The 16,651-nt window shown below is 52.8% G+C and carries 15 protein-coding genes; 7 read left to right on the plus strand and 8 right to left on the minus strand.

Annotated features, from left to right (window positions below; genetic code table 11):
• Nucleotides 1–371: 371 nt before the first annotated feature.
• Nucleotides 372–932: a D-glycero-beta-D-manno-heptose 1,7-bisphosphate 7-phosphatase gene (gene gmhB / locus F3J40_RS05680; protein WP_167012943.1), complete on the minus strand. Its 561-nt coding sequence runs from the start codon at nt 930–932 to the stop codon at nt 372–374.
• A 186-nt stretch (nt 933–1,118) separates the two neighbouring features.
• Between gmhB and metN the strand changes: the two genes are divergently transcribed.
• The 6 genes from metN to proS all read left to right on the plus strand — a co-directional run bounded on the left by metN (nt 1,119) and on the right by proS (nt 6,690).
• Nucleotides 1,119–2,150 (plus strand): methionine ABC transporter ATP-binding protein MetN, encoded by a 1,032-nt coding sequence (metN, locus tag F3J40_RS05685; protein ID WP_017348548.1) that lies wholly within the window; start codon nt 1,119–1,121, stop codon nt 2,148–2,150.
• Nucleotides 2,143–2,796, plus strand: coding sequence for a methionine ABC transporter permease MetI (locus F3J40_RS05690; RefSeq protein WP_167012944.1), 654 nt, complete (start codon nt 2,143–2,145; stop codon nt 2,794–2,796). Before metN ends, F3J40_RS05690 begins: the two co-directional genes overlap by 8 nt.
• A gap of 32 nt (nt 2,797–2,828) precedes the next feature.
• Entirely contained in the window at nt 2,829–3,644 is an 816-nt protein-coding gene (locus F3J40_RS05695; protein WP_167012945.1) for a MetQ/NlpA family lipoprotein, read from the plus strand.
• A 132-nt stretch (nt 3,645–3,776) separates the two neighbouring features.
• Complete coding sequence (gene rcsF / locus F3J40_RS05700) at nt 3,777–4,175, plus strand: envelope stress sensor lipoprotein RcsF (RefSeq protein ID WP_167012946.1); 399 nt, start codon at nt 3,777–3,779, stop codon at nt 4,173–4,175.
• Nucleotides 4,172–4,879, plus strand: coding sequence for a tRNA (N6-threonylcarbamoyladenosine(37)-N6)-methyltransferase TrmO (tsaA, locus tag F3J40_RS05705; RefSeq protein WP_167012947.1), 708 nt, complete (start codon nt 4,172–4,174; stop codon nt 4,877–4,879). The genes rcsF and tsaA overlap by 4 nt, the downstream gene beginning before the upstream one ends.
• A 92-nt stretch (nt 4,880–4,971) precedes the next feature.
• Nucleotides 4,972–6,690 carry a proline--tRNA ligase gene (proS, locus tag F3J40_RS05710; protein WP_167012948.1) on the plus strand — a complete coding sequence of 573 codons (1,719 nt, stop codon included), beginning with the start codon at nt 4,972–4,974 and terminating at the stop codon, nt 6,688–6,690.
• 32 nt (nt 6,691–6,722) lie between these two features.
• Here the strand turns inward: proS and arfB are convergent, their stop codons facing one another.
• A complete protein-coding gene (arfB, locus tag F3J40_RS05715; RefSeq protein ID WP_017348542.1) occupies nt 6,723–7,133 on the minus strand; it encodes an alternative ribosome rescue aminoacyl-tRNA hydrolase ArfB in 411 nt (136 codons plus the stop codon).
• A 358-nt stretch (nt 7,134–7,491) separates the two neighbouring features.
• On the opposite strand from arfB, the gene rof reads away from it, so the two are divergent.
• Nucleotides 7,492–7,752: a Rho-binding antiterminator gene (gene rof / locus F3J40_RS05720; protein WP_167012949.1), complete on the plus strand. Its 261-nt coding sequence runs from the start codon at nt 7,492–7,494 to the stop codon at nt 7,750–7,752.
• Between the two features lie 40 nt (nt 7,753–7,792).
• Here rof and F3J40_RS05725 read toward each other — a convergent pair whose 3' ends face one another.
• The 6 genes from F3J40_RS05725 to dnaE form a co-directional block, all read right to left on the minus strand.
• Nucleotides 7,793–8,101: a c-type cytochrome gene (locus tag F3J40_RS05725; RefSeq protein ID WP_167013789.1), complete on the minus strand. Its 309-nt coding sequence runs from the start codon at nt 8,099–8,101 to the stop codon at nt 7,793–7,795.
• A gap of 43 nt (nt 8,102–8,144) precedes the next feature.
• Nucleotides 8,145–9,437 carry a tRNA lysidine(34) synthetase TilS gene (gene tilS, locus F3J40_RS05730; protein ID WP_167012950.1) on the minus strand — a complete coding sequence of 431 codons (1,293 nt, stop codon included), beginning with the start codon at nt 9,435–9,437 and terminating at the stop codon, nt 8,145–8,147.
• Nucleotides 9,438–9,474: 37 nt separating this feature from the next.
• Nucleotides 9,475–9,864 (minus strand): VOC family protein, encoded by a 390-nt coding sequence (locus tag F3J40_RS05735; protein ID WP_017348538.1) that lies wholly within the window; start codon nt 9,862–9,864, stop codon nt 9,475–9,477.
• Between the two features lie 78 nt (nt 9,865–9,942).
• The gene (locus F3J40_RS05740) at nt 9,943–12,084 is read right to left on the minus strand and encodes a lysine decarboxylase LdcC (RefSeq protein ID WP_167013791.1); all 2,142 of its coding nucleotides are present in this window, start codon (nt 12,082–12,084) and stop codon (nt 9,943–9,945) included.
• A 112-nt stretch (nt 12,085–12,196) separates the two neighbouring features.
• Nucleotides 12,197–13,153: an acetyl-CoA carboxylase carboxyl transferase subunit alpha gene (gene accA / locus F3J40_RS05745; RefSeq protein ID WP_017348536.1), complete on the minus strand. Its 957-nt coding sequence runs from the start codon at nt 13,151–13,153 to the stop codon at nt 12,197–12,199.
• 12 nt (nt 13,154–13,165) lie between these two features.
• Complete coding sequence (gene dnaE / locus F3J40_RS05750) at nt 13,166–16,648, minus strand: DNA polymerase III subunit alpha (protein WP_167012951.1); 3,483 nt, start codon at nt 16,646–16,648, stop codon at nt 13,166–13,168.
• Nucleotides 16,649–16,651 lie beyond the last annotated feature (3 nt).

A 16,651-nucleotide genomic window follows, 5' to 3' on the forward strand; every position in this document is an offset into this window, starting at 1 on the left:
TCTGTAAAACGTCATAATGAATTTCATTATGTGTTCACTCGTGAGACTTGATATTTTTTACGTCCGGAGACGTTGATATCAATCCTGCGAGTGCCCACACAGATTGTCTGATAAATTGTTAAAGAGCAGTGCAATCAGCGCGTTAGCTTGCTGTTGCGAGGTGGCGTATATTACGCTTTCCTCCTTCAGAGTCAAACACTTTTTTCAGTATTTTTCTCTGGCGGGATGAATCACTTCACTCCCTGCTGAGTCGTTTGCGTTTCCGCTTTGCCGTCTCAGTGGTGGCGCATTATAGGGAGTTTATTCAGTCTGACAAGGGCTAATTGCAACTTTTTTCTCGTTCGCTGCAATTTTGAGCTAACCCGCCTGTTTTAACCCTTTTTAATGCGCTCAGGCAGGTCTGCCAGGCTATTTAACACCCAATCCGCTGCTTTTTCGCCCTCTTCCGTCACGGGTTTGCCGCTGCGGACTAAAACTTTCATTCCTACACCCGCTGCCTGCGCAGCCAGCATATCTTCAACTTTATCGCCTACCATATAAGAAGCCGCCATATCGATGTTCAGATGCTGCTGTGCAGTAAGGAACATACCCGGCTGTGGCTTACGGCAGTCACAGACCTGGCGATACTCTTCTATTACTGCTTCAGGATGGTGTGGGCAAAAGTAGATGCCATCGAGATCAACATCACGGTCGGCCAGTGACCAGTCCATCCATTCTGTCAGGTACATGAACTGGTCTTCTGTAAACATGCCACGCGCAATACCGGACTGGTTAGTCACCAGCACCAGCGCATAGCCCATTTTTTTCAGTTCCTGTAGTGCTTCTATAGTACCGTCGATAAACTGGAAATCGTCGATCTGACTAACATAACCATGATCGACATTTAGCGTGCCATCACGATCAAGAAAAATAGCTTTGACGTTGTTCGCCACGTAGTAACTCCTGCTGCAAAATAGGCACGCATTATCGCATGATTGCGTAGGATGAGAGAATCACAGTTTAAGCAGCCAAGATTGATTTGGACGTCTGGATGCCTTAACATCCATCACATACTATCGCCGGAACCCGGCTTTAGCAGCACCATCCACGGCTAAAATCACACGAAAAAAAATAACGTAATGATAAAACTCGAAAATATCAGCAAAGTGTTCCAGCAAGGTTCACGCACTATTCAAGCGCTATCTAACGTTAGCCTGCATGTCCCCGCCGGACAGATATTCGGCGTCATCGGCGCTTCCGGTGCAGGTAAAAGTACCTTGATTCGCTGCGTGAATCTGCTTGAGCGCCCAACATCCGGACGCGTTCTGGTTGATGGCACAGACCTGACCGCCCTCAATGAACGTCAGTTAACACAGTCACGCCGCCAGATTGGCATGATTTTCCAGCACTTCAACCTGATGACGTCACGTACCGTATTCGGCAACGTCGCGCTGCCGCTGGAGCTGGGCAATAACTCCAAAGAGGCTATCAAGCGTCGTGTCACTGAGTTGCTGGAGCTGGTAGGTCTGGCAGATAAACATGATGCATGGCCAGCTAACCTCTCCGGTGGGCAGAAGCAGCGCGTAGCCATTGCGCGTGCATTGGCCAGCGATCCCAAAGTCCTGCTGTGTGATGAAGCCACCAGCGCACTGGACCCGGCAACCACCCGTTCTATCCTTGAACTACTGAAAGACATTAACCGTCGCCTTGGTCTGACAATCCTTCTTATTACTCACGAGATGGATGTAGTGAAGCGCATCTGCGATCAGGTTGCGGTGATCAGCAACGGTGAACTGATTGAGCAAGATAGCGTAAGTGAAGTGTTTTCCCATCCGAAAACCCCACTGGCCCAGCAATTCATTCAGGCAACCCTGCATCTGGATATCCCGGAGGATTACCAGCAGCGCATGAGCCAGGAAGCGAAGCCGGGCAGCGTTCCTTTATTACGTCTGGAATTCACGGGTAAATCCGTTGATGCCCCTTTGCTGTCTGAAGCTGCACGCCGCTTTAATGTGAACAACAACATTATCAGTGCGCAGATGGATTACGCTGGTGGCGTCAAGTTCGGCATCATGCTGGCTGAAATGGGCGGGTCAGATAGCGATGCGCGAGCCGCTATTAGTTGGTTGCAGGAAAATCATGTGAAGGTTGAGGTGCTGGGTTATGTCTGAAGCGATGATGTGGTTAATGGGACGCGGCATCTGGGAAACCCTGATGATGACGTTTGTCTCCGGCTTTTTCGGTTTTGTCCTCGGTCTGCCCGTCGGCGTGATGTTATACGTCACCCGTCCAGGCCAGATTCTGGCTAACCAGGCGCTGTATCGTTTTACCTCAGCAGCGGTCAACATCTTCCGTTCGATTCCGTTCATCATCTTACTGGTGTGGATGATTCCATTTACACGCGCAATTGTCGGTACATCTATTGGCCTGCAGGCAGCGATTGTTCCTTTAACTGTCGGTGCTGCACCCTTTATTGCCCGTATGGTAGAAAACGCCCTGCTGGAACTGCCTACCGGTTTAATTGAGGCCTCCCGCGCAATGGGCGCAACGCCAATGCAGATCATCCGCAAAGTGCTGCTGCCAGAAGCGATGCCAGGGCTGATAAACGCCGCTACAATTACCTTGATTACCTTAGTGGGTTACTCCGCCATGGGCGGTGCCGTAGGTGCTGGTGGTCTGGGTCAGATTGGCTATCAGTACGGTTATATCGGTTATAACGCCACAGTCATGAATACGGTATTAGTGTTACTGGTGGTTCTGGTGTATTTAATTCAACTCGGTGGCGACCGCATTGTGCGTGCAGTGTCCCACAAATAAGCAACAGCCTTTATTTCCTTTAAGGATAAATTATGTCTTTCAATTTTAAAAAGTTTGCCGCTGTGGGTGCACTGATTGGCGTTGTGGCGCTGGCAGGTTGCGATCAAAAACAAAAAGATCAAAACCACATTAAAGTGGGTGTGATTGTGGGTGCGGAACAGCAGGTTGCTGAAGCAGCACAGAAAGTGGCTAAAGAGAAGTATGGTCTGGATGTAGAGCTGGTGACCTTCAGCGATTACGTCCTGCCAAACGAAGCGCTGAGCAAAGGCGATATCGATGTGAATGCTTTCCAGCACAAACCATACCTGGATCAGCAGATCAAAGATCGTGGCTATAAACTGGTGCCAGTCGGCAACACTTTCGTTTATCCAATTGCCGGTTACTCGAAAAAAATCAAATCACTGGATGAGCTGCAAGACGGCGCACAGATCGCTATCCCGAACGATCCAACTAACCTCGGTCGTTCACTGCTGCTGCTGGAAAAAGTGGGCCTGATCAAGCTGAAAGATGGCGTAGGCCTTCTGCCAACCTCACTGGACATCACTGATAACCCTAAACACCTGAAAATCGTTGAGCTGGAAGCGCCACAGCTGCCACGTTCACTGGACGATCAGCAAATTGCCCTGGCGGTTATCAACACCACCTACGCCAGCCAGATTGGTCTGACACCAGCGAAAGACGGTATCTTTGTCGAAGGTAAAGACTCACCTTACGTGAACCTGATCGTCGCGCGTGAAGATAACAAAGACGCAGAGAACGTGAAGAAATTCGTTGAGGCCTATCAGTCTGACGAAGTTGCCGAAGCCGCGAACAAAATCTTCAACGGCGGTGCAGTAAAAGGCTGGTAATCCCCCTGCTTTTGCTGGTTCTTCCCAGGGCGGTGTTTACCGCCCTTTCTTTTATATGCGTGTCCCCTTCACTTGTTATTTTTCCTACTCCTTGGTTCAATACCCGCACTTTTAAAAACTGAGGAAGTCGCCATGCGTTTTATCCCGCTCTGCTTGTTAGCGTTATTGCTGACAGGGTGTGTTCATGAATATCACCCCATAAGCAGCGCCACTCCTGCCACACAACACGGCAGTGAGCCTGCACGCAAACCCGCACCTCGCCCTGCCCCGGTGAAGATCTACACCGATGCCACCGATCTGGTCAGTAAGCCATTCCGCGATCTGGGTGAAGTCTCCGGTGACGATTGCCAGTCCAGCACCCAGGATTCCCCACCGAATATTGCGACAGCACGTAAACGTATGCAGATTAAAGCCTCTAATCTGAAAGCCAATGCGGTGCTGCTGCACAAGTGCGAAATTGTCACGACCACAGCGGGTTGTTATCGCGCTGCCGTATGTCAGGGTTCGGCGCTGCAAGTTACCGATCAATGAGTGAATTTAGCTTTGCCCCGATTGGCACCATTCACTCACCGTGGAAAGAAAAATTTGCCGTACCGCGTCAGCCGGGTCTGATTCAGGATGGAGGCGGCGAGTTGCACTTGCTGCCGCCTTATAACCAGCCGGAAGCGGTTCGCGGCCTGGAAGGCTTTAGTCATCTGTGGGTGCTGTTTGTCTTTCATCAAACCATGGAAGGCGGATGGCGACCCACGGTGCGCCCACCACGCCTTGGCGGTAATGCGCGCATGGGGGTATTTGCTACCCGTTCCACTTTCCGTCCCAATCCGATTGGTATGTCGCTGGTGGAACTTAAAGGCATTCGCTGTGATAAGCAGCAGGTGATTCTGGAGTTAGGCAGCCTCGATCTGGTCGATGGCACCCCAGTGGTGGATATCAAACCCTATCTGCCGTTTGCCGAATCCGTACCCAATGCGCAGGCAGGCTTCGCGCAACATGCACCAGAAGCCAGTATGGCGGTCAGGTTTAGCCCCGAAGCACAGCAGCAGTTGGCGCAACAGCAGCAGCGCTATCCCCATCTTGAACGCTTTATTGCTCAGGTTCTGGCACAGGACCCGCGCCCCGCTTATCGCAAAGCAGAGAGTGAAAGCCGGGAATATGCCGTCTGGCTACTGGATTTCAACGTCCGCTGGCGTGTCGATAGCTATGGCACTGAAGTGATTGCACTGGACCCACGTTAAAAACCCGCTTTTGGGTGCGTGAGGTCGCTGGTACACTAGCCGCCAGCAAAATTTTATCGTGCGGACTTTCCGTTTATCTGGAATCTTAATCAATGCGTACTACTCAATATCTGCTCTCTACCTTAAAAGAGACGCCGTCCGATGCCGAAGTGACCAGCCATCAGCTGATGCTGCGCGCCGGGATGATCCGTAAACTTGCCTCAGGTCTTTATACCTGGCTGCCAACCGGCTTGCGCGTACTGAAAAAAGTCGAAAACATTGTGCGCGAAGAGATGGACAATGCCGGCGCGATTGAGATCTCCATGCCTGTGGTGCAACCCGCCGATCTGTGGCAGGAAAGTGGCCGCTGGGAGCAGTATGGCCCTGAGCTGCTGCGTATTACCGACCGTCACGATCGCCCGTTTGTTCTCGGCCCAACTCATGAAGAAGTGGTCACCGACCTGATTCGTAATGAGCTGAGCTCATACAAACAGCTGCCGTTGAACGTCTATCAGATTCAGACCAAGTTCCGTGACGAAATCCGCCCGCGTTTCGGCGTGATGCGTTCACGTGAATTCATCATGAAAGATGCTTACTCGTTCCATACCTCGCAGGAATCACTGCAGGAAACCTATGATGCGATGTACCGCGCCTACAGCCAGGCCTTTACCCGTATGGGCCTCGATTTCCGTGCCGTACAGGCGGATACCGGTTCAATTGGCGGTAGCGGCTCACATGAATTCCAGGTGCTGGCACAGAGCGGTGAAGATGATGTGATCTTCTCCAGCGAATCGGATTACGCGGCCAACATCGAAAAAGCAGAAGCGCTGGCACCTGCTGGTGAACGTCCGGCAGCGACACAGCCGATGACCCAGTTCGCCACGCCAAACGCAAAAACCATCGCTGAGCTGGTTGAACAGCATCAGGTACCGATCGAGAAAACGGTAAAAACCCTGATTGTGAAAGGTGCCGCAGAGAGCGGTCATGCGCTGGTGGCACTGCTGGTACGTGGCGATCACGAACTCAACGAAATCAAAGCTGAACATCTGGATCTGGTCGCGGCACCATTAGAGATGGGCGGCGAAGCGGAAATCCGTGCTGCTGTGGGCGCAGGCTTTGGCTCGATCGGCCCGGTTGGCTTGAACATGCCAGTGATTGCTGACCGTACCGTAGCAAAAATGAGCGACTTCTCTGCCGGTGCCAACATTGATGGTCAGCACTTCGCTGGCATCAACTGGGCACGTGATTTACCAGAAGCCCGCGTTGAAGATATTCGTAACGTGGTGGAAGGTGATCCAAGCCCAGATGGCAAAGGCACGCTGCAAATCAAACGTGGCATCGAAGTGGGCCACATTTTCCAGCTTGGCACCAAATACTCCGAAGCGATGAAAGCCGCCGTTCAGGGTGAAGAAGGTCGTAATCAGATCATGACCATGGGCTGCTACGGTATCGGTATTACCCGTGTCGTTGCCGCAGCCATCGAGCAGAACAACGACGAGCGTGGCATCATCTGGCCTGCTGCATTAGCGCCATTTGAAGTTGCGATTCTGCCGATGAACATGCAGAAATCTTTCCGCGTGAAAGAAGTCGCGGAAGAGCTGTATAACGCGCTGCGTGCTCGTGGTATTGACGTCATTCTGGATGACCGCAAAGAGCGTCCAGGTGTGATGTTCGCTGATATGGAACTGATTGGCGTACCGCATACCATCGTGATTGGCGATCGTAACCTCGACAATGACGACATTGAGTACAAGTCTCGTCGCGCCAGCGAAAAAGAGATGATCAAACGCGATCAGGTGGTTGAGTTCCTCGCTACCGCACTGAACAAGTAATGATCTCGCCCCTGCCAACGCAGGGGCTTTTTTTATCGCACTTTGCCGCGTAGCGATTTGGTCTGGCTACGTTGCGCCTTCCCTTCTAACCGGCGTTCTTTTGACGCTCTGGTTGGCCGCGTGGCCCGCCGCACTTTCTCTACCACCGTCAATTCACGAATCAAATTCAGCAAGCGTTGCACCGCAGCTTCGCGGTTCATCTCCTGGCTGCGGTACTCCTGCGCTTTAATAATCACAATACCGTCTGGTGTGATTAAGTGATGGCTGGCTGCCAGCAACCTTTCTTTATAAAACTGCGGTAGCGATGACGCGGCAATATCGAAGCGCAAATGAATGGCGGTACTGGTTTTATTGACGTGTTGTCCACCGGCACCCTGTGCGCGAATGGCGGTCAGTTCTATTTCCTGGTCGGGCAGTGATACCTGACGTGATACTACTAACATATTGTCTCCACTTGGCCCTGGTTTCAGCACGCCTGACTTAACGTTGCGTGCGGGGCAGAAATTTCAGTAACTGCGTGAAATCTGTCACTTTCCCGGATTTTAGCCACCCGAATCCCTCCAGGACAGGCTGATTATTCGCATATCCCTGTGATATAGTCGCAAATCAACCAGAGTAATGACACTCTGCTGAGGAGGTGCATGTGCAAACACAGACTCATCATGACAGGTTTGGCAGCGATCAGAATCTGCCATGCCAAATCTCTGGGGCGCGTACAGCGAAACGGATGATCCAGCGGCAAATTCTGCGCTAAACTCATTTTTCAGGGAACCCGCACTGCAAACTTATAGGTGAGCGACTATGTTGACGAATGAAGCTTATAAACCCATCAACTGCGACGATTATGACAATCTGGAACTCGCCTGCACAAAACACTGGACGATAGCGCTGAAACTGAAAGATGGTGAAGCGTTAAGCGCGAAGGCTAAGGATATCCTCTCACGTAAAAACGTAGAGTATCTCGCTATCGAGCTTTCCGGTGAAATCCGCGAGTTACGCCTCGATCACATTGCCAGCTTCAGCCATCCTGAGTTAGGCACCGTTATTGTCAGCGAAGAATAATCCTCTCCCTACGGATGGTAGCCTGGCTGCCATCCGCCTCCTACGGCGTTAACCCTGCATAGTAAGCCGCCAGATCAGCCCTGTCGCTGTCGCTTAATCCCGCAACAAAGGCTTTCATCACCTCCGCTTGCCCGCCACTGCGTTCACCTTTCTGATAGGCCAATATCGCGCGATCAAGATATGCGGCATTCTGCCCCGCCAGGTTCGGGTAAAGGGGTTGTGCGCTTTTTCCCTTCGCACCATGGCAAGCCTGACAGGTTGCTGATTTTTGCGCGCCCGCGTCTGCGTCACCTGCTGCAAAAGCCGGTAACGTCACAGCCAGTAAACCGGCTGCTAACCACTGTTTCATCATTGCTCTCCAGCGAAAACATCCCCTGAGGGGAAAATAGTTATTATTTTTTCCAGATAGCCTGCCACCCCGAGGGCGCATTTGCCGCGCCTTCACGCGTGACAAACAACCCCGGCGCACAAATCAGCGTCTGGTTATAATAAATTAATGGCACTCTCTCACGTTGCCATGGCGGAATATTCATCTCCTGCCACAGCTTTTTCATTTCTCGCCCACCGGATCGCCCAAGCAGATGAAAATGCCCCTGAGCCTGAAACCGCACGCTCACCTCTTCATCTGACTCTGGCCGCCGAATTTCAGGCTGCTGGCCAGTGACTAAACAGCCCAGCCCGGATGGCAGAACCATAGCCGTGCGTTGATCCGGCCAGAACAGCACTTCATCACGTAAAGAAGGCTGTAATGGAAGCCACCACAGTTGCTGACGAAAACGGCGGATTTCATAACGTCCCAGCTGCAAACGCGGCTGCGCATCTTCACGGCTCAGCATCACTTCATGCGTAATGCGCGACAATGCCGCCCGCGAGGGCATTTCTCCGCCCTGGCTGGCCACCCAGCGGCGTAATAATGCGTTGCGCCGTGCCTCGCTCATCGTCAGCAACGAGGTAAACACCAGGCTGCCATCGGGCTGGATTAAAGCAGCCAGTTGCTCTGTGAGTAGCTCATCCAGCAGTTGTTCCTGTTCACCGCATAACGCGGCTGAACGAGAGACAGTTGCAGCAAACTGCGGCCAGCGCTGTTGTAGCTGTGGCAGGATGCACTGACGCAGGAAATTACGGTCATAGCGCGTGTCCTGGTTGCTTTCATCTTCAATCCAGCACAGTTGCCACTGTTCCGCATAGGCTTCCAGCTGTTGACGCGAGCAGTCCAGCAACGGTCGCACTAACGGGTGCCCTGCCAGCAGCATACGCTGTGGCATCGCCGCCAGCCCTGCCGGGCCGCTACCGCGTTTCAGCGCCAGCAGCAGGGTTTCACACTGGTCATCCTGATGCTGTGCCGTCAGCAAAATTTCATCGGGATTCAGTGCCGCAATCATGGCGGCATAACGCGCCTGACGAGCAGCAGCTTCAATGCCCTGCGCGCGACCATCCACCTCAACCTTTAGCACTTCACCTGTAATCTGCCACTGCTGGCACAGTGATAAGCAGTGTTGCGCCCAACTGTCCGCATTAGCGCTCAAACCATGATGAACATGTAACGCACGGAGTGAAGCCTGTGGATGCTGCTGTCGCCACTGCACCATCAGGTGCAGTAGCACGGTGGAATCCAGCCCACCACTCAACGCCACCACTAATTTGGCATCAGGGGTAAACAGGTCTTGAGGCACAGCTTGCAACATAATGGATTCCACGGCGACAGGATAATGCGGCGCTATTTTACGCCTGATACAGCTCCAGCGGCAAACCGTCCGGATCGGCAAAGAAGGTACAGGCTTTACCCGTTAGCGCATCAATTCGGATCGGCTCACAGACCACCCCTTTCTCTGCCAACTGCTGCATGGCTTGCTCAACGTCGGGCACACTAAACGCCAGATGGCGTAAGCCACAGGCTTCAGGTTGGCTCACGCGAGCGGGAGGATTGGGAAAAGAGAACAATTCAATAATGTACTCGCCTTGCAAACCTAAATCGCCCTTCCATGAGTTGCGCTCAGCGCGGAAATGCTCATTCAGTAACGTGAAGCCAAGCACATCGCAATAGAAGGCTTTGCTCCGGGCATAGTCAGAAGCGATGATGGCAATGTGATGCACATGGGTTAACTGCAGCATAAATTCTCCCTGACAGGTTATTGTGTGCCTTACCCTACGAGGTAAGGCACAGTGCCGCAACCGGCGAAAATCCGGAAATTAAAGCTTCAACACTCGCACCTGATACTCTCCCTCTTCGGTCAGGGTCGCACCGTGAATATCGGTTTCAAACCCTGGATAGTGGCGACCAATGGTGCAGAGCATCAGCAGGAAATCGAGCACCGGTCGGCTCTGCTCGGTGAGCATTTCCCCCGGCATCACCAAAGGAACACCTGGCGGATACGGCAGAATCATATTGGCTGAAATGCGCCCCACCAGTTGCGAAATATCCACGGTTTCCACATTGCCACGCACCTGGTGCTGGAACGCCTTGTGCGGCGTCATTTTCATTTCCGGCAAGACATCAAACGCCTGCAACATCAACCGAGGCAGATCGTGTTTGCGGATCAGCTGATGTATCCCCTGCGCCAGCGACTGAATGCGCATATTGCGGTAAAAATCGGGATCTTCCGCATAGAGATCCGGCAGCATATTCTTTACGCGCAGGTTGAGATCATAACCGCGTTTGAACTCCGTCAGCCCACGCAGCACGCTCATCGCACGGGTTTTATCAATGCCAATACTGAACAGGAATAGCAAATTATACGGGCCGGTTTTCTCCACCACGATGCCACGCTGATCGAGGTACTTGGCGACCAGCGCCGCCGGAATCCCCTCATCCGCCATAACCCCCAATTCACTCATGCCTGGCGTCAGAATCGTCACCTTAATCGGATCCAGGTACATATGGTCACGATCGGCATGGGTAAAGCCGTGCCACGTTTCTTCACCCGGCTGAATTGGCCAGCACTCCGCTTGATCAACCTTTTCCGGCTGCCAGATATCAAAGAACCAACTGTCAGACTCCTCACGCAGACGTTGAATCTCACGACGGAAATGCAGCGCACGTTCCACCGAACGGTTAATCAGCCGCTTACCCGGATTCCCGCGCAACATCGCCGCCGCCGTTTCAATGGAGGCCACAATCGCATAGTTAGGCGATGTGGTGGTGTGCATCATGTAGGCTTCGTTAAAGGTCTGCTCATCGTAGTCCCCTTTAATGTGGATCATCGAAGCCTGCGACAGTGCGGCCAACAGCTTGTGAGTGGATTGTGTTTCGTAGATCACCTTGCCAGGAACGCGATCGCCACTCATGCCGCTTTTGCCTTCATAGATCGGGTGGAAGCGGGTGTAAGGCACCCATGCGGAGTCGAAATGGATCGACGGGACATCCAGCGTCTCTTTGATGTACTGCGTGTTGTAGAGCAGGCCATCGTAAGTGGAGTTAGTAATCACGGCGTGTACAGGCCAGCCAGCACCGGCCGTCGTCGCGATTTTTTGCGCGATGCTGTCACGGGTAAATTCGTATTTTGGAATGCCGCCTAAAATGCCCAGCGCATTACGTGTCGGCTTAAGCCACAGCGGCGTGATGTCACTCATCATCAGTAAATGCGTCAGTGACTTATGGCAGTTCCGGTCAATCAGGACTGTGCTGCCCGCCGCTGCGGCATACATCCCGACGATCTTATTTGCCGTTGAAGTGCCGTTGGTCACCATATAGCTCTGCTCAGCACCAAAGGTACGAGCAACATACTCTTCTGCCTCCAGATGTGGGCCGGTGTGGTCCAGCAGTGAACCCAGTTCAGTCACTGAGATTGAGATATCTGCTTTCAGCGTATTCGCGCCAAAGAAGTCGTAGAACAGGCAGCCGACCGGGCTTTTTTGGAATGCCGTGCCGCCCATATGGCCTGGCGTGCAGAAGGTATATTTCCCCTCTTTCACATAGGTAAACAACGCTTTGGTCAAAGGAGGGGTAATGTGGTCGAGGTAATCGTCCGTGTACTGACGGATATGCAGCGCAATATCGTCGGCTGCGTTCAGCGCATACTCAAAGAAATGCAGCGCCATGCGCATTTCATTCAGGCTGACATCCATTTGTGAATGGGTGTTGATAAAGGCATACAGTGGCAGGTGTTCGTTGAGTTCGTTGACGGCACTGCATAAAAGCAGGCTGTCGTGCGCATCCCAGTCAAATATCACGCCGCAAATACGCGGGTTATGCTCAATCAGTTTGAGTAAGTCGTCGCTGTTTTTCGGGTAGATCAGCTGAAAGCCTTGCACTTCCAGCGCTGCGCCCAGTTCACGCAGCGGCTCGTCTTTGTAAAACACGCCATGCGCGCCCATGATCGCCAGAATATTCAATGCCTGCTTCCTCCGTTTATGGCTTACCGGACAAGCATAGCGAATCTGATACAGAAATGCGGACATAAAAAAAGCGGGCATCAGCCCGCTCTTTCACTGTCTGAAAAAGGAATCAGGCGTAACCGTAGCTCATCAGACGCTGATAACGACGATCCAGCAGCTCTTCTGTGCTCAGTTTATCCAACTCAGCCAGATCGGCCAGCAGCTGCTGTTTCAGATTCACAGCCATATCCACAGGATGGCGATGTGCGCCGCCCAGGGGTTCTGGAATAACGGAATCGATCAGCTTCAGCTCTTTCAGACGGTTGGCCGTGATGCCCATCGCCTCTGCGGCCAGCGGAGCTTTATCCGCGCTTTTCCACAGAATTGAGGCACAGCCTTCCGGTGAAATCACCGAGTAGGTGCTGAACTGCAGCATGTTAACTTTATCGCCAACGCCAATGGCCAGTGCACCACCAGAACCACCTTCACCGATAACGGTACAGATGACGGGTACAGTCAGACCTGACATTTCACGCAGATTGCGGGCAATAGCTTCAGACTGCCCACGCTCTTCTGCACCTACGCCAGGATATGCACCCGGTGTATCGATGAAGGTGATAATTGGCATTTTGAAGCGTTCTGCCATCTCCATCAGGCGCAGCGCTTTACGATAGCCTTCAGGTGCTGGCATACCGAAATTGCGGCGAATTTTCTCTTTGGTTTCACGACCCTTCTGGTGACCAATGATCATCACTGGACGGCCATCAAGGCGTGCAATACCACCTACGATCGCTTTGTCGTCGGCGAACGCACGGTCACCCGCCAGTTCGTCAAAATCGTCAAACGCGTTGCGGACATAATCCAGCGTGTAAGGACGCAGAGGATGACGCGCCAGTTGGGCTATCTGCCATGCGCCCAAATCGGCGAAGATTTTACGTGTCAGCTCCAGGCTTTTCTCACGCAGGCGCTGAACTTCATCATCCAGGTTTACGTGCTGATCATCCTGACGACCAATCGAGGTCAGCGAATCAATTTTCGCTTCCAGCTCGGCGATCGGCTGTTCAAAATCCAGGTAATTAAGACTCATAATGTTCCTGTTTTAGTCAAACTCCAGTTCCACCTGCTCCAACCCTACCAACGACCTTAAATCGTTAAGTAGACGATCGCTAGGCGAAATACGCCACGCCGCACCGAAGCGTAGTTTCGCCCGCGCATCTGCTCTCTGGTAATAGAGATGCACCGGGATAGTCCCTGAACGGTGAGGCTCAAGAGACTGACGGAGACGGTTTAAAAGCTGGTCATCAATTTGCCTGTCCGTCAGCGAGATAGCAAGTCCGCGCGCATATTTTTCACGCGCTTCGTCGATGTCCATAACTTCACGAGCGGTCATTTTAAGCCCGCCGCTGAAATCATCAAAGCTGACCTGTCCGCTAACGATCAGGATTCGGTCCTGTTCCAGCAACTGCTGGTATTTATCCAACGCATCGGTAAACAGCATCACTTCCAGACGACCAGAGCGATCGTCAAGGGTGCAGATGCCAATTCGGTTGCCGCGTTTGGTGACCATCACACGTGCGGCAACCACCAGGCCCGCCGCTACGGTAATTTTACCACGTTCAGTCGGATGCATGTCCTTGAGGCGCATACCTCCAACATAACGTTCAATTTCTTTCAGGTACTGGGTGATGGGATGCCCCGTCAGGTATAACCCGAGGGTTTCACGCTCACCATCCAACTGTACCTGTTCCGGCCACGGTGCCACACTGGCATAGGATTGCTCCACCTGCTCCGGTGCCTCAGCCAACACGCCAAACATATCCGCCTGGCCGATAGCCTCGGCTTTGGCGTGCTGATCCGCTGCCTTGAGTGCCTCATTGAGGGAACTCATTAACGCCGCCCGATGTGGTCCAAGGCGATCGAAGGCCCCGGACATAATCAGTTTTTCCATCACGCGGCGGTTAATTTTTTTGGTATCCGTACGGGCGCAAAGGTCGAAGAGCTCGCGGAAATAACCGCCCTGATTACGCGCTTCAATAATGGCTTCGATCGGCCCCTCACCAACGCCTTTAATGGCGCCGATACCGTAAACAATTTCGCCGTCATCATTGACGTGGAACTGATATTGCCCGGAGTTGATATCCGGTGGCAATAACTTCAGCCCCATACGCCAGCACTCATCCACCAGCCCGACAACTTTTTCCGTGTTGTCCATATCCGCCGTCATAACCGCAGCCATGAACTCCGCCGGGTAGTGCGCTTTCAACCATAACGTCTGATAGGAGACTAACGCATACGCCGCTGAGTGCGACTTGTTAAAGCCGTATCCGGCAAATTTCTCTACCAGATCGAAGATTTTCATCGCCAGCTCACCACTGACGCCCATCTTCACTGCACCCTCTTCAAACACCGAGCGCTGCTTCGCCATCTCCTCGGGTTTCTTTTTACCCATTGCACGGCGCAGCATATCCGCGCCGCCCAGCGTGTAACCAGAAAGCTCCTGAGCGATCTGCATGACCTGTTCCTGGTAGAGGATGATGCCGTAAGTCGGTTCCAGAACCGGCTTCAGCACTTCATGCTGCCACTGGATATCAGGATAAGAGATCGCTTCACGGCCGTGCTTACGGTCAATAAAGTTATCTACCATGCCGGATTGCAATGGACCCGGACGGAACAGCGCTACCAGTGCGATCATATCTTCGAAGCAGTCAGGCTTCAGACGTTTGATCAGATCTTTCATGCCGCGCGATTCAAGCTGGAACACCGCAGTGGTTTCCGCGCGCTGCAGCATATCGAAACTTTTCTTATCTTCCAGCGGAATGGCTGCAATATCGATGGGTGCTTCACCGTTCTTTTCACGGCGAGCATTAATCATTTTCAGTGCCCAGTCGATAATGGTCAGCGTGCGCAGGCCGAGGAAGTCAAACTTCACCAACCCGGCATATTCAACGTCATTTTTATCGAACTGCGTGACCGGATGATTACCCAACTCATCGCAATACAATGGCGCAAAATCGGTAATTTTGGTGGGAGAGATCACTACCCCACCCGCGTGCTTACCGGCATTACGCGTGACACCTTCCAGCTTACGCGCCATATCAATCAGCGCTTTAACCTCTTCATCCGCCTCATAAATTTCTGGCAGTTGAGGTTCAGCGGCAAAGGCTTTTTCCAGCGTCATGCCCGGATCGGGCGGTACCAGCTTAGAAATACGATCGACAAATCCGTACGGATGGCCGAGGACACGGCCCACATCACGAATAACCGCTTTCGCCGCCATGGTACCAAAAGTGATGATCTGCGATACCGCATCGCGACCATACATTTCTGCGACGTGATCGATCACCAGATCGCGTTTTTCCATGCAGAAGTCGACGTCAAAGTCGGGCATCGAGACACGTTCCGGGTTAAGGAAGCGTTCGAACAGCAGGTCAAACTCCAGCGGATCGAGGTCGGTAATTTTTAGCGCATACGCCACCAGAGAACCGGCACCGGAACCACGGCCAGGGCCAACCGGAATCCCGTTATCCTTCGACCACTGGATGAACTCCATCACGATCAGGAAGTAGCCTGGGAAGCCCATGTTGTTGATAACCGTCAGCTCAACGTCAAGGCGCTCATCATATTCCGGGCGACGTTCCGCACGTACGGCGTCATCCGGGAACAGGAACTCCAGTCGCTCTTCCAGGCCTTCGCGCGATTTCATGACAAGGAAATCTTCCGTGGTCATTTCACCGGTCGGGAATTGTGGCAGAAAATATTCGCCCAGGCGGACGGTGACGTTACAGCGTTTAGCAATTTCTACGCTGTTCTCCAGGGCTTCCGGGATGTCTGAGAACAGCTCACACATCTCATCGACACTGCGCAGATATTGCTGAGCACTGTAGTTACGCGGGCGCTTAGGATCATCCAGCGTATAACCATCGTGAATGGCGACGCGAATTTCGTGGGCGTCGAAATCCTCTTCATTCAGGAAGCAGACTTCATTGGTGGCAACAACCGGCAGTGATTCTGCCATAGCCAGTTCGACAGCCGCATGGAGATACGCTTCTTCATCGGCACGGCCCGTACGTACCAGCTCCAGATAATAGCGATCGGCAAAGTGCTGTTGGTAAAACTCGACGCACTGCGCCACCAGACTGCTGTTGCCACGGAGCAAACTGCGGCCAACATCACCACTGCGGCCGCCAGACAGCAGCAGCAAGCCCGGATTTAACTCAGCCAGCCAGTCACGGTCAATCACGGGTCCAGCTACGCCGTAACCACGCTGATAAGCACGAGAAATCAGTAACGTCAGGTTTTGGTAGCCAATGTTATCCATGGCTAACACCGTGATCTGCGTCAGCTCATCGCCCATCAGTTCACTGGCAACGAGGAAATCAGCCCCGACAATCGGCTTTACACCCGCATCATGCGCGCTGCCATAGAAACGCACCAGCCCGCACAGGTTCATGAAATCGGTGATTGCCAGCGCGGGCATGCCCAGCGAGGCCGCTTTTTTTACCAGCGGCCCGGTCTTCGCCAGCCCATCGACCATCGAATAATCACTGTGAACACGCAGATGTATGAAACGGGGTTCGGCCATATC

The organism is Candidatus Pantoea multigeneris (assembly GCF_011752615.1).
GTDB lineage: Bacteria > Pseudomonadota > Gammaproteobacteria > Enterobacterales > Enterobacteriaceae > Pantoea > Pantoea multigeneris.